Consider the following 24,426-nt stretch of genomic DNA (forward strand, 5'->3'; position numbering starts at 1 on the left):
CTCGACGCCGCCGAGCGCGCGCGCCGTGGAGCAAGCGGGGCGCCGCTTCTGGGTGGGCGGCGCCACCGGCTTTCTGGGCTCGCACCTCGCGCACTTGCTCCGCGCCCGCGGCCACGAGGTCGTCGCGATCTCGCGCCGGGGCGGAGAAGGCGTGACGGCCCTGGACGTCGGCGACGCGAGCGCAGTCGCCGCGAGCGCTCGCGGGTGCGACGGCGCGTTCCTCTGCACCGGCAAGGTCTCACGGGACCCGGCGGATGCCGAGGAGCTCTTCCGGCAAAACGTCGTCGCCACGCGGGCGGCGCTCGCCGGGCTCGAGCAGGCTGGCGTGCGGCGCGTGGTCTACGCCAGCACCAGCGGCACCATCGCCGTCGGCGAAGACTCGACGCGCATCGCCGACGAGGAAGACTCGGCTCCGATGGATCTCATCGCGCGCTGGCCGTATTACCGATCGAAGTACTACGCCGAGCGTGAAGCGCTCGCTGCGAATTCCCCGCCCGGCTTCGAGGTCGTGGTGGTGAACCCGAGCCTGCTCCTCGGCCCCGGCGATCTCCACGAGTCCTCCACCGGGGACGTGGTGCGCTTCCTGGAGCGCGCCGTCCCAGCCGTTCCCGCGGGAGGCCTGGCCTTCGTGGACGCGCGCGACGCGGCGCTCGGCATGCTGCTCGCTTTCGAGCACGGGCGCGCCGGCGAGCGTTACCTGCTCAACGCGCAGAACCTCACGCTCGCGGCGTTCTTCCAGCGCCTGTCGCGCCTCACCGGCGTGAGCGCGCCGCGCTTGCGCTTGCCCAGCTCGCGCCCGCTGGCCCTGGGCCTGAACGGCCTGTTCTCGCGCGCGGTCAGGGCCATCGGCGGCGAGCCGCCCGTGGACGAGACCAGCGTCGAGATGGCGCAGTACTTCTGGTACTGCTCCAGCGAGAAGGCGGAGCGAGAGCTCGGCTGGGTCGCCCGCGACCCCGGCGAGACCTTGCGAGACACGGTGGCCGACCTCGTCGAACGCGGCGTGGCGTCGCCGAAGACCTCGCTTTCATTGTGATACTTCGCGTTGCAGGCGGTGCTGAAGTACTGTAGTTTTGTTCAGTGCCGCCATGCCTGCGCGGATCTGCTGCCTCGACCTGGACACCTTCTTCGTGTCCGTGGAGCGCCTGTTCGATCCCAGCCTCGAGGGCAAGCCCGTCGTGGTCGGCGGCGCACGCGGCTCCCGCGGGGTGGTGACGGCCGCGAGCTACGAAGTGAGGAGCTTCGGCGTGCGCTCGGGCATGTCGATGCGCGACGCCAGCCGGCTCGCGCCGCCGGACGCGGTGTTCCTGCCGACGCGCCACGGCGTGTACGGCGAATACCAGAAGCGTGTGCGCGCGGTGATCGAGCGCTTCTGTCCCGAGGTGCGCACCGCCAGCATCGACGAGTTCTACCTGGACTTCACCGGTTGCGATCGGCTCTACCAGCGCGCGCCCGACGAGGACGGCGACCACGCCATCGAGCGCACCGTGCGCCAGATGTGCCGGTCCATCCGCGACGAGATCGGCCTGCCTGCCAGCGCCGGCATCGGCGGCACCCGCGTCATCGCCAAGGTCGCGAGCGGGCGCGCGAAGCCCGCCGGCGTGCTGCTGGTTCCGGTCGGCACCGAGCGCGAGTTCTTGCTGCCGCTGCCCGTGCGCAAGCTGCCCGGCATCGGACCCAAGGCCGAGGTGCGCCTGGCCGCCGACGGCATCCTCACATTGGGCGATCTGGCAAGCCTGCCCGCCGGTCCGACTCGGGAGCGCTACGCGCGCGTGCGCGGCTCGCTCCTCCGCGAGATCGAGGGCGCAGGGAGCCGCGCGCCGCTCGCCCGCGAGCGCCCGGCGTTCACCGAGCACGATCCAGTAGGCCTTCGCGTCGGCAGCATCTCCAACGAGCGCACCTTCTTCGACACGCTGCGCGACGACACGAAGGTGCTGGCGCAGCTCCTCTGGCTCTCGGAGCGGGTGTGCTGGCGCGCGCGGAAACGCGAAATCCGCGCCCGCACCATCACGCTGAAGCTGCGTTATTCGGACTTTCACACCATCACGCGCTCGCGCAGCGTCGAACCGACCGCCGACGAAGCGCTCGTGCTGCGGACCGTGACCGAGCTCTTCCGTGAGGGCAGGACGCGCAAGCTGCCGATCCGCCTGCTCGGCGTCGCCCTGTCCGGCCTGGTGGGTCCCGAAGACCCGGAGCAGCTGCGCCTGCCGTTCGAGCGGCCGCGACCGGTCGGCGAGCTGATGGACCAGGTCCGCACCAAGTTCGGCTACGACTCGGTGCACCTGGCGGGAGCGGTGCGACGCTCGCGCGTCAAGCGACCACCCGTGGCAGACTGAGCCCGCATGGCGAGCAAGGGCCGTCCCTACCGCAGCGTCGAGATCGACGGCTATCAGGTGCTGATCGGGCGCGGCGAGGAAGAGAACGACGAGCTCACCTTCCGCATCGCCGAGCCGCACGATCTGTGGCTGCACGTCGGCGGTGGAACGCCCGGCAGCCACGTCGTGATCAAGAACCCGGCGCGCCGCGAGGTGCCCCGCGAGGTGATCGAGAAGGCTGCGGCCGTGGCGGCTTGGTACTCCAAGGCCCGGAACGCCAGCCGAGTGGAGGTTCACGTGTGCCGCGCGTCCGACGTGTCCAAGCCGCGAGGTGCTCCCGCTGGTTTGGTGCAGATCCAGCGCGAGAAGCGCCTGAAGGTGTGTCCCGAGAAGCTCTAGCGCTTGCGCCGCACCACGCCGTCGGGATCGGGTCGGCGCTCCGACGGCGGGCTTGCCACCGGCGCCGCGGTCGGTGCTGCCGCGGCGACCGCAGGCGCCGCGCTCCCGCTCTCGGCGGGAGGTTCGGGTGGCGCCTCCGGCAACCCGAGCTTCTTGCGCAACACGTCGCCCAGGCTGCCGAGGGAAGCTCCGCCTCCACCGGCGAAGTCGCGGTAGTTCTTGCGCTCCTCGACGCGAGCCACGCCGACCGCGGAGAAGCGCAGCCGACCCCGCGCGGCGTCGCGCTGCACGACCACGACCTTGAGCGCACGCCCGGCGGGGAAAGCGCGGCGATGATCCGAGCCCGGCGGCAGCCCCAGCTCGCTCATCGGTACCATGCCTTCGCCCTTGGCCGTGCTGACGATGACGCCGCCGCCGGTGGTCTTGACGACCACCGCGTCGAGCACCTCGTCCACCTGAATCACCGGGGCCTCCGGGGCGTCCGCCCGCGCCTTCATGCTCAACCGCACGCGCAGGCCCTTGTCGCCTTGCTCCACCGCGAGCACGCGCACGGCCACGCGATCGCCGACGTTGACCACGTCCTCGGCGCGATCCACCCGTCGGTGAGCCAGCTCCGAGAGGTGGACGAAGCCGTCGATGCCGCCGATGTCCACGATGGCGCCGTGGCGGGAGGTCGAGCTGACCGTCCCCTCCATGTCCATGCCGACCACCAAGGTCTCGCGCAGCGCGTCTTCGCGCTGGCGCCGCTCGACCTCGAGCAGTGCCCTGCGGGAGAGCACGACGGAGCGCCCGCCGTCCTTGAGCTCGAGCACCTTGAACTCGAAGGTCTGACCTTCGTAGGGCGCGAGATCCGCCGTGTAGCCCAGCTCGACCTGCGACGCCGGGCAGAACGCGCGCACGCCGCCCACGTCCACCTCGAGCCCGCCCTTGACCGCCTTCGTGACCTTGCCGGCGACGGGCGTCCCGGTTTCGAGGGCGGTCTGGAGCTGGCCGAGGTCGATGCCCGTGCGCCCGAGGGCAGTGGCCAAGAGCGGTGTGTCGGCGCTCAGATCGATCACGGTGGCGCGCAGCTTGTCGCCGACCTTCACGCGCACGTTGCCCTCTCGGTCCTCGAGTTCGCTGCGTGGGACTCGCGCTTCCTTGGTGGCGCCGACGTCCACGAAGACACTGTCGCCGCTGATCTGGACGACGGTGCCTTCCACGACCTCCCCGGTCTTCAGCCGGCGGCCGGTGCCGCGCCCGGCCTTGACCGAAGCCTCCATCAAGGAAGCGAAGTCCTCTTTGCTCATGGGGCGCGGAGCATGCCACCCCGGCCAGGGCCTGCAAAGCCGTGGGTTTCCCCGGCGAGCACCCCGCCCGAACGCCGCGAACTTGCGCGGATCGGGGCGCGCGGCGCATGGTTTCTCCGATGCAGCTCTCGGTCTTCGGTGTCCTCGCAGCGGTCGCGCTGCCGCTCTACTTCGGTTCGGGGCCGACCGCACCGGAGCGTGAGCCGGCGCCGCTCGCGGACGCCGGTCCGGACGCCGCCAAGCCGCCGCCGCCGGTGCCCCCCTGCGTCAAGGTCCAGAGCCAGGCGATCTTCTCCGGCAGCGGCTACGACCACGTCGTCAGCATCGAGAACGGCTGCGAACGAGAAGCCGACTGTACGGTCAGCACCGACGTCAGCGAGGAGACGCTCGAGGTGAGCGTCCCCGCCGGCGAGAGCCGCGACGTCGTGACCTACCGCGGCTCGCCGGCCTCAGAGTTCAAGGCCACGGTGAAGTGCACGTTGAAGAAGTAGCCCTCTCGTGAGAAGACTCCGCGGTGGACTCGAACGCCGAGCTGCCCCGCATGTCCGCCGAGCTCGAGCGCCTGGCGCTCCGGGCCGTGCGTGACGCTTGGGAGGACCTGAACGCGACGTTCTTCCGGCGCCAGCTGCGCCGCCCGGTGCTGTCGTTCTTGGACGGCCTCGGCCAGCTCGGGCGCTGGTCCTCGCCGGAGCGCACGCTGTGGCTCTCGCGAGACCTGCTCGCGCGCCACGGCTGGGGGGTGGTCGTCGAGGTGCTCAAGCACGAGATGGCGCACCAGTTCGTGGACGAGGTCCTGGGCTCGAGCCTCGAAGCGGCGCACGGCCCGGCTTTCCGCCAGGTCTGCGCCGAGCGCGGGATCGACGCGAGCGCGGCGGGCGTGCCAAGCGCCGCGCCTTCCCGAGCCGCCGACCACCGTATGCTCGAGCGCGTCGCGAAGCTCCTGGCCCTGGCGGAGAGCCCGAACGAGCACGAGGCGCAGGCCGCCATGGCGGCTGCGCAGCGCTTGATGCTCAAGCACAACATCGAGAACGTCACGCGGCGGAACGGGGTGGTCTACTCGTACCGCCACCTCGGCAAGCCCAGCGGGCGCGTGGCAGAGCACGAGCGCATCCTGGCGGCGATCATCGGCGACCACTTCTTCGTCGAGGTCATCTGGGTGCCGGTGTGGCGGGCGCTGGAGGGCAAGCGCGGCAGCGTGCTCGAGATCTGCGGCACGCTGGAGAACCTGGAGCTCGCGGAGTACGTGCACGGCTTCCTGCTCCAGACCTCGGAGCGCATGTGGCGAGACTACCGGCGGGCGCGCCGCCTGGGCGCGAACGCAGAGCGCCGCACCTTCATCGCCGGGGTGATGGCCGGGTTCCGCGACAAGCTCGCCCGCGAGAGCAAGAAGCACCGAGCAGAGGGCCTCGTCTGGGTCGGCGACGGGGATCTGGAGCGCTTCTTCCGGCACCGTCACCCGCGAATCCGTTGGACCCGCTACTCGTGTGGGCAGCGCTCCGACGCCTACTCACACGGCCGCGAGGCCGGCGGGCAGATCGTGTTGCACCGCGGGGTCAAGAGCGGTCCAGGTAGCAGCACGAAATTGCTGCCTTCCGCCCGGCGGAGCTAGCCCGGATCTGACCGCTCGACGCGCGCCTCTGGGCTCGCCACAATGCCTCGGGACCCGCGTGGAAGACTTCTCGGAGGCAGCGTTTGGGCAGCACCCTGCGTGAAGGCGCGGCGCCGGACGTCGTGAAGGGTGGAGCCGCCGCCGGCAGCACGTCGGAGGAGCGTTCGCTCGTCGGCGAGCTGCTCGCCGGGCGCTACCGCATCGACAAGGAGCTGGGTCAGGGCGGCATGGGCGCGGTGTACCTCGCCGAGCACGTGCACATGCGCAAGGTGGTGGCGGTCAAGGTGCTGCACCGCGAGATGACCTACCTGCCGGAGGTGGTCGCCCGCTTCGAGCGGGAGGCGGTCGCGGCGGCGCGCATCGAGCATCCCCACGTCGCTGCCGCCACCGATTTTGGCCGACTCGAGGACGGCGCGTTCTACCTGGTGCTCGAGTACGTCGAAGGCAAGAGCCTGCGCCAGCTGCTCGACGAGGGCGGCCCGCTCCGTCCCGACATCGCCGTGCACGTAGCAGGGCAGATCGCCGACGCGCTCTCGGCAGCGCACGCGGCGGGCATCGTTCACCGCGATCTGAAGCCCGACAACGTGATGTTGATCCAGCGCGACAGCGACGCCTACTTCGTGAAGGTCCTGGATTTCGGCATCGCGAAGGTGGAGCTCGGCGACGCACAGAGCCAGCTCACTCAGATGGGCAGCGTCTTCGGCACACCGGAGTACATGGCGCCGGAGCAGGCCGCGGGGACGCCGGTGGATGCGCGCGCCGATCTCTACACGCTCGGCGTCATTCTCTACGAGATGCTCACCGGCCGGACGCCGTTCGCCGACGACGACATGGTGGTGGTGCTCACCCGTCAGATGACCGCGGACCCGCCGCTCCTGCCTCCGGAGATCGACCCCAATGTCGCGTCGCTGGTGATGCAGCTCCTGGCGAAGGATCCCGACCAGCGCCCGCAGACCGCTGCGGAAGTCCTGGCGCGGGTCGAGGCGTGCGTCGCCGTGGCCATCGGCTCGTCTCCGCTCAGCGCCATGGCGCCGGTCACGCCGTCGCCGACCAGCGCGAGCGTGGCGACCTCGGCTCAGAGCGGCGACGTTGCGTACGGCGAGACGGTGCTGAGCCTGAGCGGGGAAGACATGGCGCGGCTCTCCGCGGCGAAGGCGGAAGCCGTCGCGAAGCGCCCGAGCCCGATCAGCCAGCTCTTGGGCCCGCTGTTCGCGAAGGCGCCAGTGCTGAAGAAGCCGGTGAACCTTGGCGGCCAGCCGGTCCCGCTCTGGGCGCTCGCCGGCGTCGGCGTGGCGCTCACGGGGTTCCTGTTCTTCGTGGTGTTCGGGCTCTTGGTCGCGAGCGGGGTCTCCGCGTCGGGGTCGAGCCCGGCGGCGTCGGGCAGCGCGCGCACGGCGGCGGTGCCGCGGGACGACACGGACGTGCTGATCCAGCGCGCCTCGGCGGGGGACCGCGAGGCCATCAGCAAGCTCCAGGAGCGCCCGGACTCCGGTCGTTCGGCAGCGGAGTGGAAGGCCCTGGCGCGAGGCCACTCCGTCGTCGGCAACGTCAAGCCCAGCCTTGGCGCGTACAAGAAGGCGCTGGCCTTGGAGCCCGCGCTGGCCAAAGAGCCAGAGCTGCTCCGCGACGTGCGCCGCGCAGCCCTGAGCTCGGCGACGACCGGGGAGGCGCTCGAGCTGGCGCTCGCGCACCTGGGCTCACGCGGTGCGGATCTGGCGTACGACGTCTGGAGCTCCACGCGCGGCAACAAGGACCAGGCGGAGGTGACGCGCATCGCCAAGGGCGTGCTGGACGGGCCGGCGATTCGGGCCAAAGCGTCGCCGGCGCTGCTCGTCGCGCTCGACCTCTCGAAGGCCAAGACCTGCCCCAACCTGAAGGAGCTCTTGCCGCGAGCGAAGCAGTCCGCCGACGCGCGCTCGCTCGGCAAGTTGAAGAGCCTCTCGGGGAGGAGCGGCTGCGGCTTCCTGGGCCTCGGCGATTGCTTCGCCTGCCTGCGCACCGGCACTGGCCTCGCGGAGGCGACCAAGGCCGCCGAGAGCCGACCGGCGCCGAGCTTCGAATGACCGAGGTCCGGCTCGATCTGCACTCTGCGTTCTCGACCGCGGCGGTTACCGGCACCAACGGCAAGACCACCACGACCAGCATGATCGAGGCCATCGTGGCCACGAGCGGGGAGCCGCACGCCCGAGTGACGACGCTCGGCGCCTGGGTCTCGGGCGAGCCGGTGGTGGAGGGGCCGACGCTGGAGGCCTTCGCGCGCGCGATCGAGCTCGGCGCCGCGGCAGGCATCCGCACGCTGGCGCTCGAGACCACGTCGCGGGCGCTGGCGGAGGGCTTCGCGCACCGCTGGCCCGCGAGGGTCGCGGTGTTCACCAACTTGTCGCGGGATCACCTCGACTACCACGGCGATCCGGAGCACTACCTCGCCGCCAAGGCGCAGCTCTTCATGCTCCTGCCCCCGGACGGCTGCGCCGTGCTCAACGCCTGCGATCCGGCGAGCGCGCTGCTCGACGAGGTCACGCCGAAAGGCGTCCGGCGGCTCGCCTACGCCGGGCAGCGCTCGCGAATCGTCCCGGAGTGTTCAGCGCTTCCGCTCGCGCTCGCGGCGGCGCGGGTCGAGGTGACACGTGCCGGCACCCGCGCCGTGCTCGAGCCCGGTGAGCTGGCGGGCGCGCTGGGCGGGGAGCTGTCGCTCGCGGTGGTCGGCGAGCACAACGTCGACAACGCGCTGGCGGCGGCGCTGGCGGCCCACGCCCTCGGCTACGAGGCGCCAGTCATCGCCCGGGGCTTGGCGAGCTTCGCCGGCGTGCGCGGGCGCTTCGAACGGGTGTTCGGCGATCCGGCAGTGGTGGTCGACTACGCACACACCCCCGACGCCCTTGACCGCACGCTCGAGCTGGCGCGGCGGCTGGCCGGAGCAGGGCGTGTGGTCTGCGTGTTCGGCTGCGGCGGGGGCAGCGACCCGGGAAAACGCGCGGAGATGGGCCGGGTGGCAGCGCACTGGTGCGACGACGTCATCGTCACCAGCGACAATCCCCGGGACGAGGACCCGGCGGAGATCGCCCGAGCCATCGTCGCCGGGGCGGCCGGGGAAGGAGGCGCGGCCCGAGGCCGTAGACAGGTAGATAGAGAGGTTTGCTTGACGACCGAGCTCGACCGAGGCCTGGCGATCCGCCGGGCGATCGAGATTGCCGAGCTGGGTCGGGGTGATATCGTCGTGATCGCGGGAAAGGGTCACGAGACGACGCAGTGGATCGGGCAGAGCACTTTCCCGTTCGATGACGCGGAAGTCGCGCGTGTCGCGTGTCGTGACCGCTTCGAAAGGCAGGATGGGTGATGAAGATCGATCGTGAGAGGTTCTTGGCCGCCGCGATGCTGACCGGCCTGGTCGGCGCTGCGGGCTGCTATGTCGAGAGCGGACCGCCGCGCAACCAGCAACCACCGCCGGGGCAGCCGCCGCCGGGCGCGCCGCCACCGGCAGCGCAGCCCGCGCCGCAACCCGGGGCGCCGCAGGCCGGTCCCCCTGCGCAGCCTGGCGCGCAGCCCGGCGCGCCCGCTGCGCAGCCGAGTGCCGGAGCGCCGTTCCCGTTCCCGCCCGGGTTCCAGCCGCCTCCGGGCTGGCAGCCTCCCCCCGGCTGGACCCCGCCTGCCGGAGGGTGGACGCCGCCGGCCGGCGAGGGCGGGACGCCGCCGCCGCCCCCTGCGGGCGAGAAGTAGCCGGGAAAGCCCGCCAGAAGGCAGCCCGGAGGCCGCAAGCCTCCGGGCTTTTCTGCGCCCGCGGCTTGACCCGAGGCCCAATATCCGGTCATCCTGATAGACGGATATGCCATCCGTCGACTCGACCGTCGAGCTCCTGCACCTGTTCGGGGACGTTACCCGGGTGCGGCTGCTCGCGCTCTTGAGCGACGAGGAGCTGAGCGTGGCGGAGCTGACCCAGATCACCGAGCTGCCGCAGTCCCGGGTCTCCACCCACCTCGGGCGCCTGCGCGAGGCCGGCTTGCTCCGCGATCGCAGGGTCGGCGCGTCCACGAAGTACGTGCTGAACGACGCCTCCATGCCGGGCGAGGCCCGCCGGGTATGGGAGCTCGTGCGCTCGGATCTCGACGACACGCTGCTCGAGACGGACCGCGCGCGTCGCGAGCGCCTGCGCGCGTCGGGCGCGTCGTCCTGGCCGGACTCCATCGCCGGCGAGATGGAGCGACACTACTCACCCGGACGAACCTGGGAAGCGACCGCGCGCAGCTTGCTCGGCTTCGTGCGCCTTGGCGACGTGCTCGACGTCGGGTCGGGAGATGGCGCCATCGCGGAGGTCCTGGCTCCCCGGGCCAAGAGCGTGACCTGCGTCGATCGTAGCGAGCGGGTGGTGGAGGCCGCGCGCGCGCGACTGCGCCGTCACCAGAACGTGCGCGTCGTCGCCGGCGACATGCACGCGCTCGGCCTGACTGACCAGAGCTTCGACCAAGTGCTGCTGTTCAACACGCTCACCTACGCCGAGCACCCGGCGCGGGTGCTGGCGGAGGCGGCGCGCGTGCTCCGCTCCGGCGGCACCCTCGCGCTGGTCACCCTGGCCGCCCACTCCCATCGCGACGTCACCGCCGCCTACGGCCACGTCCAGGCCGGGTTCGACGTGGTCGAGCTCCGGCGCTGGCTCCGCCAGGCAGGGCTCTTCGTCAGTGAGTGCGGCGTCACCTCCCGGGAGCGCACGCGACCGTATTTCGAAGTCATCACCGCGTTTGCGGAGAAGAGACCCGTTCAATGACCGACACGTCCAGTCTGATTCGGAAGCTCGCGAGCGAGCGCATCTTGGTCCTCGACGGCGCCATGGGCACCGCCATCCAGGGCTACCAGCTCACCGAGGCCGACTTTCGCGGCCGGCGCTTCGAGCGCCACGGAAAAGAGCTCAAGGGCAACAACGACCTGGTGGTGCTGACGCGGCCGGACGTGGTTGCCGCCATCCACGATCGCTACCTGGAGGCCGGCGCCGACATCATCGAGACCAACACCTTCAGCGCGCAGGCCATCTCGCAAGCGGACTACGACCTGGAGAGCGTCGTGTACGACCTGAACGTCGAGGCGGCGATGCTGGCCAAGCGCGCCGCGCAGAAGTTCAGCGACAAGACCCCGGATCGGCCGCGCTTCGTCGCGGGCGCCCTTGGTCCCACGACGCGCTCGCTCAGCCTCTCTCCGCGGGTCAACGAGCCGGCGTTTCGTGCCGTCAGCTTCGATCAGGTCAAGGCCGCGTACGCCGAGCAGGTGCGAGCTCTGCTCGACGGCGGCGTGGACCTGCTCTTGATCGAGACCATCTTCGACACGCTGAACGCGAAGGCGGCGATCTTCGCCATCGAGGACGTGTTCGAGGAGCGGGGGCTACGCGTCCCGATCATGCTCAGCGTGACCATCACCGACAAGAGCGGGCGCACCCTCAGCGGCCAGACGGTGGAGGCCTTCTGGACCAGCGTCGCGCACGCCGATCCCATCTCCGTGGGCGTGAACTGCGCGCTCGGTGCCCGCGAGATGCGCCCCTACATGGCGGAGCTCGCGCGCTCGGCGCCGGTGCTCGCCAGCTGCTACCCGAACGCCGGGCTGCCGAACGCCTTCGGCGAGTACGACGAGAAGCCGGCGGACACCGGCGGGCTGCTCGGCGAGTTCGCCAGGGACGGCCTCCTCAACATCGTCGGCGGCTGCTGCGGCACCACCCCCGAGCACATCCGCGCCATCGCGGAGCAGGTGAAGGGCGTTGCCCCGCGGGTCGTGCCGAGCGTGACGCAGGCGACCCGCTATGCCGGGCTCGAGGTCCTGACCATCGACGCCTCGTCGAACTTCATCATGGTGGGGGAGCGCACGAACGTCACCGGCAGCAAGAAGTTCGCGAACCTGATCAAGGCGGGGGACTACCAGAAGGCGCTCGAGGTGGCGGTGGAACAGGTGCGGAACGGCGCCAACGTCATCGACATCAACATGGACGAGGGCATGCTCGACTCCGAAGCGGCCATGACCACGTTCCTGAACCTGGTGGCCAGCGAGCCCGAGATCTGTCGCGTCCCGATCATGGTGGACAGCTCCAAGTGGAGCGTGATCGAGGCCGGCCTCAAGTGCATCCAGGGAAAGTCCATCGTGAACTCCATCAGCATGAAGGAGGGCGAGACCGACTTCCTGGAGAAGGCCAAGCTGGTCCGACGCTACGGCGCCGGCGTGGTGGTCATGGCCTTCGACGAGGAGGGGCAAGCCGAGACCACGGAGCGCAAGTTCTCGATTTGCAGGCGCGCCTACCAGCTCCTGACGGAGAAGGCCGGCTTCGACCCCCACGACATCGTGTTCGACCCGAACATCTTCGCGGTGGCGACCGGCATCGAGGGCCACAACCAGTTCGCCATGGCCTTCATCGAGGCCACGCGCCGGATCAAGCGCGAGCTGCCCGGCGCGAAGGTGAGCGGCGGTGTCTCGAACCTCAGCTTCTCGTTCCGCGGCAACGACCCGGTGCGCGAGGCGTTCCACGCCGCGTTCCTCTACCACGCCATCGCCGCCGGCATGGACATGGGCATCGTCAACGCCGGCCAGCTCTCGGTGTACGCGGACATCGAGAAGAACCTGCTCGAGCGCGTCGAGGACGTGCTGTTCGACCGCCGGCCCGACGCGACCGAGCGCATGGTCGAGATCGCCGAGACCGTGAAGGGCACGGTCAAGAAGAAGGAGCAGGACCAGGCCTGGCGCGCGCTCTCCGTCGAGGAGCGCATCAGCCACGCGCTGGTCCACGGCATCGTCGATCACATCGAGGCGGACGTGGAGGAGGCCCGCCAGAAGCTCGCGCGCCCGCTCGACGTGATCGAGGGTCCGATGATGGCGGGCATGGCCACCGTCGGGGACCTGTTCGGTGCCGGCAAGATGTTCCTGCCCCAGGTGGTGAAGAGCGCGCGCGTGATGAAGCGCGGCGTCGCTCACCTGGAGCCCTACATGGAGGCCGAAAAGCTCGCGAGCGGCGTCGCCAGCACGCCCCACGCCAAGGTGGTGATGGCGACGGTGAAGGGCGACGTCCACGACATCGGCAAGAACATCGTGGGGGTGGTACTCGGCTGCAACAACTACCAGGTCGTCGACCTGGGCGTGATGGTCCCCGCCGACAAGATCCTGGACGCCGCCGTGAGCGAGAAGGCCGATCTGATCGGTCTATCGGGCCTGATCACGCCCAGCCTGGACGAGATGGTCAACGTAGCGCGCGAGATGGAGCGGCGCGGCATGAAGCTACCGCTCCTGATCGGCGGCGCGACCACCAGTCGCCAGCACACGGCGGTGAAGATCGCGCCGGCCTACTCCGGCGAGGTGGTCCACGTGCTCGACGCCTCCCGGGCGGTGAACGTGGTGGCGTCGGTGATGGAGCCGAACGCGCGCGAGGCTTTTGCCGTCAAGAACCGCGCCGACCAGGAGCAGCTCCGGCGCATCCACCAGAGCAAGCTCCAGCGCCCGCTACTCTCGCTCTCGGACGCGCGGGCGCGGCGGCCGAAGATCGAGCACGAGAAGGCGGGCGTGCCGCGACCGGCTTTCACCGGAACGCGCGTACTGATGGACCAACCGCTGCTCGACATCGCCCAGTACATCGACTGGACGTTCTTCTTCACCGCCTGGGAGCTGCCCGGCAAGTTCCCCTCGGTGCTCAGCGATCCCCAATACGGCGCCGCGGCGCGCGATCTCTACGAGAACGCCCAGAGCCTGCTCAAGCGCATCACGGCCGGGAAGCTCTTGCGCGCCAACGCCGTGTACGGGTTCTGGCCCGCGGCCAGCGACGGTGACGACATCGTGCTGTTCCGCGACGACGCGCGGCGCCAGGAGCTGTGCCGGTTCTCGATGCTGCGCCAGCAGCTCAAGCACGACGCCGGGCCGTGTCGCTCGCTGGCGGACTTCGTCGCACCGATGGGCAGCGGCGTGGAGGACTGGGTCGGCGCCTTCGCCGTGACCGCCGGCATCGGCGAGCCGGAGCTCGCCGCGCACTTCGCGAAGTTGCTCGACGACTACGACGCCATCATGGTCAAGGCCCTGGCCGACCGCCTGGCGGAGGCCTTCGCCGAGTACCTGCACGAGCGCGTGCGGCGCGAGTGGGGCTACGGCAAGGGCGAGCATTTCACGGCCAAGGACCTGATCGACGAGCGCTACCGCGGCATTCGCCCCGCCTTCGGCTACCCGGCGTGCCCGGACCACAGCGAGAAGGTCAAGCTGTTCTCCCTGCTCGAGCCCGGCCGCGCCGGCATTACGCTCACCGAGGGCTTCGCGATGTTGCCCGCGGCCAGCGTCAGCGGTCTGTACCTGGCGCACCCGGAGGCCCGCTACTTCAACGTCGGGCGCATCGGTCGCGATCAGGTCGAGGACTACGCTCGGCGCAAGGGTGTGAGCGTGGCGCAGATCGAGGAGTGGCTGCACCCGGCTCTGTCCTACGAGCCGAGCGAGCTGGCCTCGAGCGCCCCGATGCCGGCGCTCAGCTCTCCAGGAACTGCTCAGGGTCCTGCTTGAAGCGCGTGACGCACCCTTCGCAACAGAAGTGATACGTCTTGCCCGCGTGCTCGGTCTTCGGCGAGTCGGTCTTCACCACGAACACCGAGTTGGTGACCGGGCAACGCGTGCGGTCGCCGAGCTTCGCCTCGGTGATGGGCACCACGGGCTTGTCGGCGCTGCCCGTGTCGTGACCCGCGCAGCCGCAGCCGCCCGGCGCGGCCGCCTTGGCCATGGAGCCACAGCCGCCGCCTTGCTCCTTCTGCGCCTCCTCCGGCGAGCCGCAAGCGCCGGCTTGGGGGTTCGCGGCGGCGGCCACGGGAGCCGCCGCTGCGGGCGCCTGCTTTGCGGCCGGCGCCGGCTTCACCGGCTCGGCCTTGGGTGCGTCGTTCTCGCAGGCGAGCACGGCGCAAGCGGACAGCATGATGGCGACGAGGGCCGGAAAGCGCGACGAACGGGCCATGGGAAGCGGTTTCCTAGCACCGCTCCCCGGGGCTTTCGAGCCCCGCTGCCCTGGGCTCAGGGAACTGTCGGGGATTGCGGCAGTTTTGCCTTGGGGTGGTTGAACCCCCAGCCCAGCTCGAAGGCCGCGAGGAAGGCCGGCGCCGAGGGCCGATCGAAGTCCTTCTCCTCGCCGGTGGTGCAGGTTCCAGCGTTGCAGATCCCGGTGACGCGCCCGCCGAACGCGCGCCCGATGTCGATCTCGAAGCCGAAGCGCGCGCCGTCGTCGGTGACCCACTCGAAGGGCATCGCCAGGGTCAGCCGGGGCGAGGACGGGGACGACCAGGGCCAAGGCCAGCGCGGATCGGGCCAGAGCGAACATGCGCCGAGGATACCCTCTCGGGACGGGCGGCCGGGCAGCGGTGATCCGCCGGAAAAACCCCTCCCCCGACTGTCAGGATGAAATGACAGAGATGTGGCCGCACCCTGACGGCGCATTTCCTATCAAGGTCGGATGGCAGTTGCTGGAGATGGGTACACCCGCGGTCCCGACGAGCAGATCAGCTGGGTCAAGTCGCTCCCCTTCATTCTGATGCACGTGATGCCCCTCGGCATCATCTGGACCGGCTTCGGCTGGAAGGAGGCGACGCTGGCCGTCGCCCTGTACCTGGTGCGGATGTTCTTCATCACCGCCGGCTACCACCGCTACTTCGCGCACCGCGCCTTCAAGACCGGCCGCGTGATGCAGTTCATCTTCGCCTTCGGCGGCGGCACCGCCGCGCAGAAGGGCATGCTCTGGTGGTCCGGCCACCACCGCCACCACCACAAGCACTCCGACACCCCCGTGGACATCCACTCGCCCAAGCGCGGCTTCTGGTGGAGCCACATGGGCTGGATCGTCTGCGAGAAGTACGAAGAGACGCCCACCCAGAGCATCAAGGACTTCGCGAAGTACCCGGAGCTGGTCTGGCTCGACAAGCACCACCTGGTGCCGCCCGTGGCGCTCGGCCTCGCCTGCTACCTGCTCGGCGGCTGGAGCGCGCTCTTCGGCGGCTTCTTCCTCTCCACCGCGGTGCTCTACCACGGCACCTTCGTGATCAACTCGGTGACGCACGTGTTCGGTCGTCGCCGCTACGCCACCAGCGACACCAGCAAGAACTCGCTCTTGCTCGCCCTGATCACCCTGGGCGAGGGCTGGCACAACAACCACCACTACTACCAGTCCACGGCCAACCAGGGCTTCTTCTGGTGGGAGATCGACGTCAGCTACTACGTGCTGAAGGTCATGTCGTGGTTCGGTCTGGTCTGGGACCTGCGCACGCCTTCCAAGAAGATCTTGCAGTCGAACCTGGAGAAGCCTGCCGCTCCCGCGAGCGAGCCGGTGCCGGTGGCAGCGCGCGTCTCCGAGCGTCCGGCCACGGCGTAGGGCTGCCTCGAGCCGAAGGCCGCGCGCCAACGGGCCCGGAGCGAAGTGTGAGTGCGAGGCCCCCGCTCGGAGGCAGGCGCCTACCACCCCGCGCTCGCGAAGACTGCCATTCCGTAGGTTGACTTCGGAAGGAGCTCGATTTCGGGGTGCGTCACGCGGCTGCGGCCGGGCTCAGTCCGGGAGCAACGTCCGGCTCTCGACGCTCGCGGCCTTTACCTCCTCCGCCCGGAAGCGGAGCGGGTGGAACGCCCCTTCCACCCAGTCCTCGGTCTTCCCTGCATTCGCGGCGGGCACGGCGAAGGTGGCTCGAGGAGTGCCGTCGTCGTCGAAGCCGTAGACCACGCGATACACTGCGCCCGCGGTGGAGCGACAGTGCTCGCCGATTCCGCCCTTGTCCCAGCACCGACTCTGCGCGACGTTGAGCGTGCTGTCGTCGCCATCGGTGGCGATCAGCGTCTCGCCGACGTCCGGCTTCTTGAACACGGCGCGGTGCAGGTCGCCCCAGGTGAAGCTCGCGTCGGTGCCCTTCTTCTTGGTGGTCTCGGCGAGGGCGTCGGAGAGCGCGGTCACCAGGATCAGGTCGCCCCGGCCCTGGAGGATGGGTTGGAGGTCGAGCGTGTGGACCAAGAGGGCCATCTTCTGGATGGTCACCGGCTGCGCCTCGTCGACGCCGTCGAAGAGGAACGCGAGGCTCGGCTCCAGCGTCGCTTTGCTGGCGAAGGCGAGCAGTACGCGAAACAGCGCGGCTTCACTGGAGCTCCGCGTCATGCGGCCGTCCCACGCGGAGAGCTCGGCCGCGGCGGCGGCGAGCTCGGGGCGGCCGACGAAGGGCGCGAGCAGCGGATCCTTGCCGATGGCCGCGACGGCTGCCGCGATGCGCGGCACCCAGTCCGCAGCCAGCGTGCTCGCGACGTCCATCTGCAGCTCGTGCATGCGCGCGCGACCGAGCGCGCCCTGCGCCGTCTCGTCGGCGAGCACATCCATCAGGCGCCGCGCGCGGAACCCCGGAGCGAAGAAGCTCCCGTAGTAGAACTCGTCGTTCAACGGATCGTTGTCCGCCGTGTGTCCCCATGGGTCGTTGTTGGCGGTCACGATGAACGAACGCGCGCCGTCGAGCCGAGGCAATCGCTCTGCCGGCAGGAACGCTCCGCCCCAGAGGTTCTCGGGAGCGGCGCCGTCCATGATGCGGTTCGCCTTCGGACGACCCTCCGCGGCGCCGCGATCCGGCACCAGTCCGTGGACCTGGAGGCGAATGTCGTCGCGGCTGGCCGAGAGCCAGTTCTGCATCCCGGTGCGACCGAGGCCGACGGCCGCCTCGAGCTCGTCGAGGTTCTTCGCTCGGTTCATGCCGAAGAACATCGCGAGCTCGTCGGTGCCCTCGAAGCCGGGCCATCCGAGCAGGAGATCGCGGCTCGAGATCAGCGCCTTCGGCACCGGCAGGACCTCGGCGGGCAAGAGCACGCCGTGTCCGGGAACCTCCCGCACGTCGAAGGGCAGCTCCGACATGCTGCCGTCCGCGTTCCTCAGCCGGATCACCTCCGAGCGCGTCGCGAGCGTCACGCTCGCTCCGCCGAGCGAGACGCTCTCCCCGTCCACGTCCACCTCCCAGAGGTCGGTGGCGTCTGCGAAGCTGGTGGTCGCGCCCCAGGCCACGAAGGAGTTGTGACCGACGTGGACGCCGGGCAGGCCCAGGAACGAGAACCCGACCGCGTCGATGGTCCCTTGCTCCGCCGAGACGTGGCAGACGTGCATGCGGTTCGGATCGGTGAAGCCCGCATGCGAGTCGTTGGCCAGGTACGGGCGCCCGTTGTCCGTGTGCGCACCGGCGACGGCCCAGCTGTTGCTGCCCTCGCCCATTCCGTGGCGCAGGTAGAGCAGCGTCATCGCGTCGAACAGCTGCCGGGCCTGGGTCTCCGAAACGACGCCCGCCAGGGGCGCGGGGGTAGCGCCCGGCAGGACCCACTTCGCCTGCTTCGGCGGCCCCATGATGAAAGCGTCCCCGTAGGTCTTGAAAACTGGCAGCGTCGCCGCGTTCTTCACCAGGCGTTCCACCAGCGTGTAGAGCAGGTCGAAGGAGAGCGTGCTCGAGAACCCGAGCTGGATCCGGATGCCGATCGCTAGGGCGTCGGCGGGTGTCCACGGCTCGAGCTCGAGCGCGTAGCTCGCGAGCTCGGCAGGCGCCGGCTGCTCCCCGGCTTCGACTTCGGCGATGCGGCGGTTGATACCTGCCACATAGGCCACGAGCAGGTTGTGGTCCGCCGGGTGCTTCTCGCGCATCAGCTTGCGCGACGCTTCGCCGAGTCGCGAGAAGCCGAAGGTGCGAGCTTGCCGGTCGCCCTGCAGCGCCGACTCGCCCAGCACCTCCGCCAACGTCCCGCGCGCGCTCCGGCGCGTGACCTCCAGCATGAAGAGCGCGTCGGTCGCCTGCTGGTAGCCCTGCGCGTAGATGGCATCGAGATCGGTCTGGGCGAGCAGATGGGGCACTCGTTGCTCGTCGAGGCGCACCTCGACGGGTGCCGCGAGGGCGTAGTCGTCGATGGGAGCCACTGTTCCCCCTGCTCGAAGCTCTTCGTCGTCTCCGCAGCCCGCACACGCGAGCGCGAGCAGCATCACCATACGTCGACCGGTCATCGCCCACTCCTTCCTCGTCGCCGCCCCGCCCGCGCCGGACCAGCCTCGAGCAGCGCGAAGGCGCGCTCGCCGAGGCCCACCAGCTCGACCCGCCCGTTGGCCTCGAACCAGGCGCCGAGGGCGGCGCGGATCACGCCGAGGACCGCGCCGGCAAGGATGCGTGCGTCGAGCTTCGGCAAGTCCTTGGCCAGGACCTGCTCGATGGCAGCGAGCCAGCCGCGATCGAGGTCCAGCTCGTAGGCCGTGAGCGCCGGCGAGCGCCGAACGATGCGCTGCTGCCGGAGCAACGCCGACGCCTCGCGGTCGTAGCCCTTGGCCACCTCGAGACAGGCCCGCCGCACCGCCCTGAACGCGCTGCCGTCCTCCGGAAGAGGCCTCGCCAGCTCGCGGAAGCGCGCCAGGCGCTCCGCGTAGCCTTCGAAGACGACGGCCTCTTTGGTGGCGAAGTAGCGGAAGAAGGTGCGGCGCGATATCCCCGCTTCGGCTGCGATGGCATCCACCGTCGTGGCTTCGAAGCCGTGCCGTTCGAAGCGCGCGAGCGCCACCGTGTTGAGCTCACCCCGGAGCTCGCGCTTCTTGCGCTCGCGTAGGGACAGCGCGGCGGGCTCCGTCCGTAGTCGGGGCATGCGGCGAAGATGAGTCCATTTGGCACCGAGTGTCAATATGGCACTTAATGCCAATCCTGGAGTGGGCGGGTGCTGACTCGGCTGCTTCGCGGCGCGAACGTCGCGGTCGAGCGCCAGCTGGTCGTCGGGGACTCGTGCTTCGCGGTACCCTCGGCGAGCGTCATCGAAGTCGATGAGGCGTGGCACGTCGCCCGAGGCGGGGCCGATGCGCCAGCCGTCGCGCTGGCGATCGTGCGGGAGGCGCTCGGGCGAGCGCGCCTCAATCCAGCTTCGCGCCCGCCTTGGCCAGGAGCTCCTTGAACGACTGCTTGTCGTTCGACTTCATGTAGGCCTCCTTCGGCTCCACGAGCCCGTTCTTCACGTGCTGGAGCAGGTGGTCGTTCATGGTCTGCATGCCCAGGGCGCGGCCGGTCTGGAGCAGGCTGGCGATCTGGTAGGTCTTGCCCTCGCGGATCAGGTTCGACACCGCGGGCGTGGTGATCAGGATCTCGTAGGCGGCGACGCGGCCGCCGCCCTTCTTCTTGCACAGGACCTGCGCGATGACGCCGCGCAGCGACTCGCTCAGCATGGTGCGGATCTGAGCCTGCTGCTCCGGCGGGAACTGGTCGATGATGCGGTCGATGGTGCTGGTGGCGCTGGTGGTGTGCAGCGTGCCGAAGACCAGGTGGCCCGTCTCCGCAGTCTCGACCGCGATGGAGATCGTCTCCAGGTCGCGCATCTCGCCCACCAGCACGATGTCCGGGTCCTCGCGCAGCGCCGCGCGCAAGGCGGCCTTGAAGGTCTTGGTGTGCACCCCGACCTCGCGCTGGTTCACCAGACAGCGTTTGTTCGGGTGCACGAACTCGATGGGATCTTCGATGGTGATGATGTGGTCGGCGCGGTTCTGGTTGATGTAGTCCACCAGCGTGGCGAGCGTGGTGCTCTTGCCGCTGCCGGTGGGGCCGGTGACCAGCACCAGGCCCTTGGTCAGCCAGCACAGGTCGAGGACCTTGGGCGGCAGGCCGAGCTTCTCGACCGGGACGATGTCGAAGGGGATCTGGCGGAAGACGGCGCCGGGGCCGTTCTGGTCCATGAAGTAGTTGGCGCGGAAGCGCGCCACCCCCTGGATGGCGTGCGCGAAGTCGGAGTCCCAGTCCTGCTCGAACTCGGGCCGGTTGCGCGCGGGCAGGATCTCGTAGAGCAGCGCGCGGAGCTCCTCGGCGCCGAGCTTGCCGTGGCGCTCGAGCGTGGTCATGGCGCCGCTCAGCCGCACCATGGGCTCGACGCCGGTGGTCAGGTGCAGGTCGCTGGCCCCGAGCCGCACCATCTCGCGAAGCAGCAGGTTGATGCGCGGCTCGCCGGGGGTCGCCTGGACCTGGGGCGGGGCGATGGACGCGCGGATCTGCGGCACGCGCGGCATGGGCGGCTCGAGCAGAGGCGGGCGGGGGGCGGCGGCGAGCGCGGCCTCGTCGCCGCGCTTGGGGATCAGGCGGATGCGCCACTTGTCCGCGCGCTCCGTCTCGATCTCCACGTCCACCTGCACGCCCTCCGAGTCGTGGGTGAAGCGGACCTTGCCTTGCTGCTTGAGCGCCTGCACCTGGTCGGTGCTCATGCACTCCTGGAGCATCGCGAGCAGCTGCTTGTGATCGACCCGGTTCGTGGTCAGGCGCTCGCCGGTCTCGAACAGGAAACGCGCGACCTGGTCGCTCTGGAGCTCCAGCGCCTGAGCGCCGTGGCGCAGGAGGTGGCGGACGTAGACGTCGATCTGCATGTCAGCGGGTGACTATCGCGGTCTTCGTCCCGGCCGGCAACTTGATCCAGAGCGTCCCGCCCTCGAACGCCCAGCCGCTCGGCGCGGCGTCGAGCGCGGCGGCGCTGCCCGCGTCGGCGAGCGGCGAGCCGCCTTCGGTCACGCTCTTTGGCGCGTCACCTAGGCCGAGGATCTCGAACACCACGCCGTATTTCAGCTCGCTGCCGTCCTGCTTCGAGAGCTCGAAGCTCGCGCCCAGGTCCTTCTGCGCGAGCTCCGCGCCGTCGAAGAGCTTGAACGTGCTCGCCGGCCCAGGGGCGACGCGCGCCCAGAGCACGCCGGGGGTGGTGGCGTAGGAGTCCACCGAGGGATCGGTGGTGGGGCTCATCGTGTCGATGGTCGGGCGCAGCATCGGCACGATGCCGCCCACCCGGAGGAACAGCGGCAACGTGTCGAGGGGCGCGCTCACGCTGACGGTCTTGCCGCCGGTGTGGAGCTTCCCCGTCCACCAGTCGAGCCAGTCGCCCTCCGGGAGCAGCACGTCGCGCGAGGTCTTCCCGCGCTCGACCACCGGTGCGGCCAGGAGGTGGTCGCCGAGCAGGAAGGTGTCGTCCGGGTGCTCTCCGAGCTCCGGATGGGCGAGTCCGAGCGCGCGCTGAATGGGGCGACCGTCCGTCTTCAGGCGCTTGGCGTAGGTCCAGATGTAGGGGAAGAGCCGGAGGTGGAGCCGAGTGTACGTCCGGTACCAACTCAGCATCTCCTGGTCGAAGCCGTTCTCGGCGGTCGGCTCCCAGGCCACGTCGTTCGTGCTGGTGCCGATCTGCATCACCGGCGAGAGCGCGGTGATCTGGAACCAGCGCGTGAACAGCTCCTTGTCCGGTGGCGAGTGCCGGTAGCCGCCGGTGTCGGAGCCGAAGAAGGGGAAGCCCGAGGGCCCGAGGGAGAGGCCGGCGATCAGGGCAGCCGGCAGGCCGCCGACGGCGGAGTAGGTCTCGCCCTTCTCGGTGACCTTCTCGCCGTGCCGGGCGAAGCTCGCGTCCAGGTCGCCCGGCCAGATCACCGAGACGTTGACCTGATCGCCGTAGGTGCCGCGGCGGCAGAGCAGGAAGTTGCCCTCGTCCTCCAGGAGCTCGGCGTAGACGGAGTGATAGAAGAGCGTGTAGCGCGCGTGCATGGTGCGCTCGTCGCTGCCGTCGGCGAACTTCCAGACGTTTCGCGCCCCGAGCAGGCCCGGCACCACGTCCTCGCCGTAGTCGAGCTTGAAGCCCTCGATGCCCATGTCCACGTACTTCTGGATCAGGGCCTGCCACCAGGCGTAGGCGTCGGGGTTCGTCAGGTCGATGAGCGGCCCCCACTTGTTGAGCATCAGCCCGCGCTCCTTCGGGTAATAGCCCTTGGCCGTGGCCTCGTCGCGCAGGCTCTCGGTGCTCGGATCCTTCTCGTCCAGGTAGGGGGTGTGCCAGAGCGACATGCGGAAGCCCAGGGCGTGGGCCTTGTCGATCATCGCCTTCGGATCGGGGAATTTCTTCGGGTCGAAGTCGAAGGTGTTGACCCCGGTGGCGTAAGGGCGGTCGATCCAGACGGCGCTGGTCGCGAGATCCAGGCTGCGCATGGCGTCGAGATCCGCCTCGACCTGCGCCTGGTCGTCGTTCTCGTCGCGCCAGACCAGAGGGCCCAGGCCCCAGCGCCCCGGCAGCCGCGGGTAGCCCGTGACGTCGTAATAGTGGCGGGTCACGTCGAGCGGGTGCGCCGCCGCGAACAGGTGGAAGTCGAGCCCTTGCTCGCTGGCGAGCCCCGTGCCGAAGGTCGCGGCGATGCGCTCCGGATCGGCCTTCGCCACGTCGAACGCCGCAGGGTAGGGGTTCTCGACGAAGAAGCCGAAGCCCCGCGTGCCGGTCACGAACGGAATGGGGACGTGCGCCTCGTTGTTGCTGCTCTCGATGGCGCTCGAGACCTCGAGCTGCATCGCGCGCAGCTTGCCCCGGTGGTTGACGCTGTCGAAGTACTCGCCGAGCCCGTAGAACGCCTCGTCGGCGCCGACCTTGGGCGCGAGGCCCAGGTACGCGAGCCGGGTGGCGTCGGCCGGCGTGAGCTTGCCAGTGAGGCGATCGTCCGCCGCGACGCCGAGCTCGACGGTCGAGACGAAGCCGCCGTCGTGGCTCACGCGGAGCGTGACGGCGGTGTCCGTGCTCTTCACGATCGAGAAGCTCTTGCCGGCGTTCCAGGCCAGGCCCTCCGGCTCCTTCGCGATGGGCTCGCCGGCGAGCAGCGGCGCCGGGTCGTAGTTCGCCTCGTCGGTCACCTCCGCCACGCTGCCGAGCACGAAGGCGTCCGCGGGCAGCGTCAGGACCAGGCTGTCGCCGCGCCGGAGCTCGAGGACACCCTGCTTCGCGTCCGCGACCAGGCTAGTCTCACCCGCGATCAGCGTCGCGCTCTCGGGACCAGGGCTGCCGCTGCCCTCTTCTCCGTCCGAGCAGCCGAGGAACGCCAGAGGGACGAGGGGGTAGAGGAGCCGGGCGCGCATCGAGAGCGAGCTTATCCGAACTCAGGCGATGCGGTGGAACGCGCGGGCGTTTCCGCCCAGGATCGCGGCGAGCTGGGCGTCACCCAGCCCGCGCGCCGCGATGCGCCGGAGCTCGCGGTCCCAGGCGAAGGGCAGGCTGGGGAAGTCGGTGCCGTAGAGCACGCGATCCGGCCGGCGCTCGACCAGCTCCCAGGGATCCGCGACCGGGAAGTAGCCAGCCAGCGACATGGTGGTGTCCAGCCAGAGGTTGTCGTGCTCTTCGAGCAAGCGCGCGTGGGCCTCGAACTCGTCGGCGCCCAGGTGCGGCACGCACACGCGCAGCTTCGGGTAGGAGCGGAGCAGCGCGCGGGTGTGATCGGCCGAGCAGAGCCGGTGCGGGTCACAGCGGTAGGCGGGGCTCTTGGGCTCGCGGCCGGCATGGATCACTAGGGGCAGGTCCCGCGCCTCGAGCGCTCGATAGACCTCCTCGAGCTCCGGCGCGTCCGCGGAGAAGCACTGCACGTGGCAGTGGAGCTTCACCCCCCGGAGCCCCAGCGCGAACGCCTCTTCGACGATCTCCCGGGCGCCGGGCTCGCCCGGGAACACCGTCGCGAGGCCGGTGAGCCGCGGCTCGCCGGCGCACAGCTCCGCCATGAAGGCGTTCATCGCCCGCGCGATGCCGGGTTTGTGCGCGTAATGCAGCGCGACCAGGTGCTCCACGCCGCGCGAGAGCTGGAAATCGATCACCTGTCGGGCGTGCAACCGATAGCGCACCGGCCAAGCGTGCGCTTCGAACCAGCGCCAGATGGCCTCGAACATGCGGTCCGGAAACAGGTGCACGTGGGCGTCGATCACCGGCGGCAGCGACGCCGGCACGCGCGCGCCTTCGGCGTCACCGAGCGCCGGCAGCGTTTCGGAGAGGAAGCCTCCGTGCTGGCAAGGCGCGAGCATGGCTCAGGCTCGACCTTCGCAGTCTCGGCACG

General features: G+C 70.0%; 19 protein-coding genes. 11 read left to right on the plus strand and 8 right to left on the minus strand.

The features are described from left to right. Window positions 1-25: 25 nt before the first annotated feature. The 3 genes from HS104_37350 to HS104_37360 are packed head-to-tail and all read left to right on the plus strand — an operon-like array spanning window position 26 to window position 2,711. Entirely contained in the window at window positions 26-1,033 is a 1,008-nt protein-coding gene (locus HS104_37350; GenBank protein MBE7485624.1) for an NAD-dependent epimerase/dehydratase family protein, read from the plus strand. Between the two features lie 52 nt (window positions 1,034-1,085). Next, window positions 1,086-2,333, plus strand: a complete 1,248-nt coding sequence (locus HS104_37355) for a DNA polymerase IV (protein MBE7485625.1) — start codon at window positions 1,086-1,088, stop codon at window positions 2,331-2,333. 6 nt (window positions 2,334-2,339) lie between these two features. Beyond that, window positions 2,340-2,711, plus strand: a complete 372-nt coding sequence (locus HS104_37360; protein ID MBE7485626.1) for a DUF814 domain-containing protein — start codon at window positions 2,340-2,342, stop codon at window positions 2,709-2,711. On the opposite strand, the gene HS104_37365 is transcribed toward HS104_37360, so the two are convergent. Further along, window positions 2,708-4,000 carry a S1 RNA-binding domain-containing protein gene (locus HS104_37365; protein MBE7485627.1) on the minus strand — a complete coding sequence of 431 codons (1,293 nt, stop codon included), beginning with the start codon at window positions 3,998-4,000 and terminating at the stop codon, window positions 2,708-2,710. The genes HS104_37360 and HS104_37365 overlap by 4 nt on opposite strands. 119 nt (window positions 4,001-4,119) lie before the next feature. Here HS104_37365 and HS104_37370 point away from each other — a divergent pair, with 119 nt between their 5' ends. From HS104_37370 to metH, 7 genes are all read left to right on the plus strand, one after another. Beyond that, entirely contained in the window at window positions 4,120-4,491 is a 372-nt protein-coding gene (locus HS104_37370; GenBank protein MBE7485628.1) for a hypothetical protein, read from the plus strand. A gap of 50 nt (window positions 4,492-4,541) precedes the next feature. Next, window positions 4,542-5,609, plus strand: a complete 1,068-nt coding sequence (locus HS104_37375; GenBank protein ID MBE7485629.1) for a DUF2786 domain-containing protein — start codon at window positions 4,542-4,544, stop codon at window positions 5,607-5,609. 83 nt (window positions 5,610-5,692) lie between these two features. Next, a complete protein-coding gene (locus tag HS104_37380) occupies window positions 5,693-7,672 on the plus strand; it encodes a serine/threonine protein kinase (GenBank protein MBE7485630.1) in 1,980 nt (659 codons plus the stop codon). After that, complete coding sequence (gene murE, locus HS104_37385) at window positions 7,669-8,946, plus strand: UDP-N-acetylmuramyl-tripeptide synthetase (protein MBE7485631.1); 1,278 nt, start codon at window positions 7,669-7,671, stop codon at window positions 8,944-8,946. Before HS104_37380 ends, murE begins: the two co-directional genes overlap by 4 nt. After that, complete coding sequence (locus HS104_37390; GenBank protein MBE7485632.1) at window positions 8,946-9,326, plus strand: hypothetical protein; 381 nt, start codon at window positions 8,946-8,948, stop codon at window positions 9,324-9,326. Before murE ends, HS104_37390 begins: the two co-directional genes overlap by 1 nt. A gap of 106 nt (window positions 9,327-9,432) precedes the next feature. Beyond that, the gene (locus HS104_37395; GenBank protein MBE7485633.1) at window positions 9,433-10,368 is read left to right on the plus strand and encodes a metalloregulator ArsR/SmtB family transcription factor; all 936 of its coding nucleotides are present in this window, start codon (window positions 9,433-9,435) and stop codon (window positions 10,366-10,368) included. Further along, entirely contained in the window at window positions 10,365-14,108 is a 3,744-nt protein-coding gene (metH, locus tag HS104_37400) for a methionine synthase (GenBank protein ID MBE7485634.1), read from the plus strand. Before HS104_37395 ends, metH begins: the two co-directional genes overlap by 4 nt. Here metH and HS104_37405 read toward each other — a convergent pair. Then, window positions 14,074-14,550, minus strand: a complete 477-nt coding sequence (locus HS104_37405; GenBank protein ID MBE7485635.1) for a YHS domain-containing protein — start codon at window positions 14,548-14,550, stop codon at window positions 14,074-14,076. The genes metH and HS104_37405 overlap by 35 nt on opposite strands. Window positions 14,551-14,606: 56 nt before the next feature. Next, on the minus strand, window positions 14,607-14,837 hold the full coding sequence (locus tag HS104_37410; GenBank protein ID MBE7485636.1) for a hypothetical protein: 231 nt from the start codon (window positions 14,835-14,837) through the stop codon (window positions 14,607-14,609). A 205-nt stretch (window positions 14,838-15,042) separates the two neighbouring features. On the opposite strand from HS104_37410, the gene HS104_37415 reads away from it, so the two are divergent. After that, window positions 15,043-15,954 (plus strand): acyl-CoA desaturase, encoded by a 912-nt coding sequence (locus HS104_37415; GenBank protein ID MBE7485637.1) that lies wholly within the window; start codon window positions 15,043-15,045, stop codon window positions 15,952-15,954. A 171-nt stretch (window positions 15,955-16,125) separates the two neighbouring features. Here HS104_37415 and HS104_37420 read toward each other — a convergent pair whose 3' ends face one another. The 5 genes from HS104_37420 to HS104_37440 all read right to left on the minus strand — a co-directional run bounded on the left by HS104_37420 (window position 16,126) and on the right by HS104_37440 (window position 24,394). Further along, on the minus strand, window positions 16,126-18,585 hold the full coding sequence (locus HS104_37420; protein MBE7485638.1) for a penicillin acylase family protein: 2,460 nt from the start codon (window positions 18,583-18,585) through the stop codon (window positions 16,126-16,128). Continuing rightward, a complete protein-coding gene (locus HS104_37425; GenBank protein ID MBE7485639.1) occupies window positions 18,582-19,211 on the minus strand; it encodes a TetR family transcriptional regulator in 630 nt (209 codons plus the stop codon). The genes HS104_37420 and HS104_37425 overlap by 4 nt, the downstream gene beginning before the upstream one ends. 259 nt (window positions 19,212-19,470) lie before the next feature. Beyond that, entirely contained in the window at window positions 19,471-20,610 is a 1,140-nt protein-coding gene (locus HS104_37430) for a type IV pilus twitching motility protein PilT (protein ID MBE7485640.1), read from the minus strand. A gap of 352 nt (window positions 20,611-20,962) precedes the next feature. Continuing rightward, the gene (locus HS104_37435) at window positions 20,963-23,464 is read right to left on the minus strand and encodes a glycoside hydrolase family 31 protein (protein ID MBE7485641.1); all 2,502 of its coding nucleotides are present in this window, start codon (window positions 23,462-23,464) and stop codon (window positions 20,963-20,965) included. Between the two features lie 21 nt (window positions 23,465-23,485). Further along, on the minus strand, window positions 23,486-24,394 hold the full coding sequence (locus HS104_37440; protein ID MBE7485642.1) for an amidohydrolase: 909 nt from the start codon (window positions 24,392-24,394) through the stop codon (window positions 23,486-23,488). Window positions 24,395-24,426: the final 32 nt, after the last annotated feature.

It is taken from the genome of Polyangiaceae bacterium (genome assembly GCA_015075635.1).
In the GTDB taxonomy this organism is placed as follows: Bacteria; Myxococcota_A; Polyangia; order Polyangiales; family Polyangiaceae; genus JADJKB01.

What these genes read in the sequence shown, in the direction of transcription:
- HS104_37435 (MBE7485641.1), bottom strand. Translation starts at nt 23,464, where the DNA reads ATGCGCGCCCGGCTCCTCTACCCCCTCGTCCCTCTGGCGTTCCTCGGC.
- HS104_37415 (MBE7485637.1), top strand. Translation starts at nt 15,043, where the DNA reads ATGGCAGTTGCTGGAGATGGGTACACCCGCGGTCCCGACGAGCAGATC.
- metH (MBE7485634.1), top strand. Translation starts at nt 10,365, where the DNA reads ATGACCGACACGTCCAGTCTGATTCGGAAGCTCGCGAGCGAGCGCATC.
- HS104_37430 (MBE7485640.1), bottom strand. Translation starts at nt 20,610, where the DNA reads ATGCCGCGCGTGCCGCAGATCCGCGCGTCCATCGCCCCGCCCCAGGTC.
- HS104_37395 (MBE7485633.1), top strand. Translation starts at nt 9,433, where the DNA reads ATGCCATCCGTCGACTCGACCGTCGAGCTCCTGCACCTGTTCGGGGAC.
- HS104_37440 (MBE7485642.1), bottom strand. Translation starts at nt 24,394, where the DNA reads ATGCTCGCGCCTTGCCAGCACGGAGGCTTCCTCTCCGAAACGCTGCCG.
- HS104_37375 (MBE7485629.1), top strand. Translation starts at nt 4,542, where the DNA reads ATGTCCGCCGAGCTCGAGCGCCTGGCGCTCCGGGCCGTGCGTGACGCT.
- HS104_37410 (MBE7485636.1), bottom strand. Translation starts at nt 14,837, where the DNA reads ATGCCCTTCGAGTGGGTCACCGACGACGGCGCGCGCTTCGGCTTCGAG.
- HS104_37355 (MBE7485625.1), top strand. Translation starts at nt 1,086, where the DNA reads ATGCCTGCGCGGATCTGCTGCCTCGACCTGGACACCTTCTTCGTGTCC.
- HS104_37405 (MBE7485635.1), bottom strand. Translation starts at nt 14,550, where the DNA reads ATGGCCCGTTCGTCGCGCTTTCCGGCCCTCGTCGCCATCATGCTGTCC.
- HS104_37360 (MBE7485626.1), top strand. Translation starts at nt 2,340, where the DNA reads ATGGCGAGCAAGGGCCGTCCCTACCGCAGCGTCGAGATCGACGGCTAT.
- HS104_37420 (MBE7485638.1), bottom strand. Translation starts at nt 18,585, where the DNA reads ATGACCGGTCGACGTATGGTGATGCTGCTCGCGCTCGCGTGTGCGGGC.
- murE (MBE7485631.1), top strand. Translation starts at nt 7,669, where the DNA reads ATGACCGAGGTCCGGCTCGATCTGCACTCTGCGTTCTCGACCGCGGCG.
- HS104_37425 (MBE7485639.1), bottom strand. Translation starts at nt 19,211, where the DNA reads ATGCCCCGACTACGGACGGAGCCCGCCGCGCTGTCCCTACGCGAGCGC.
- HS104_37390 (MBE7485632.1), top strand. Translation starts at nt 8,946, where the DNA reads ATGAAGATCGATCGTGAGAGGTTCTTGGCCGCCGCGATGCTGACCGGC.
- HS104_37370 (MBE7485628.1), top strand. Translation starts at nt 4,120, where the DNA reads ATGCAGCTCTCGGTCTTCGGTGTCCTCGCAGCGGTCGCGCTGCCGCTC.
- HS104_37365 (MBE7485627.1), bottom strand. Translation starts at nt 4,000, where the DNA reads ATGAGCAAAGAGGACTTCGCTTCCTTGATGGAGGCTTCGGTCAAGGCC.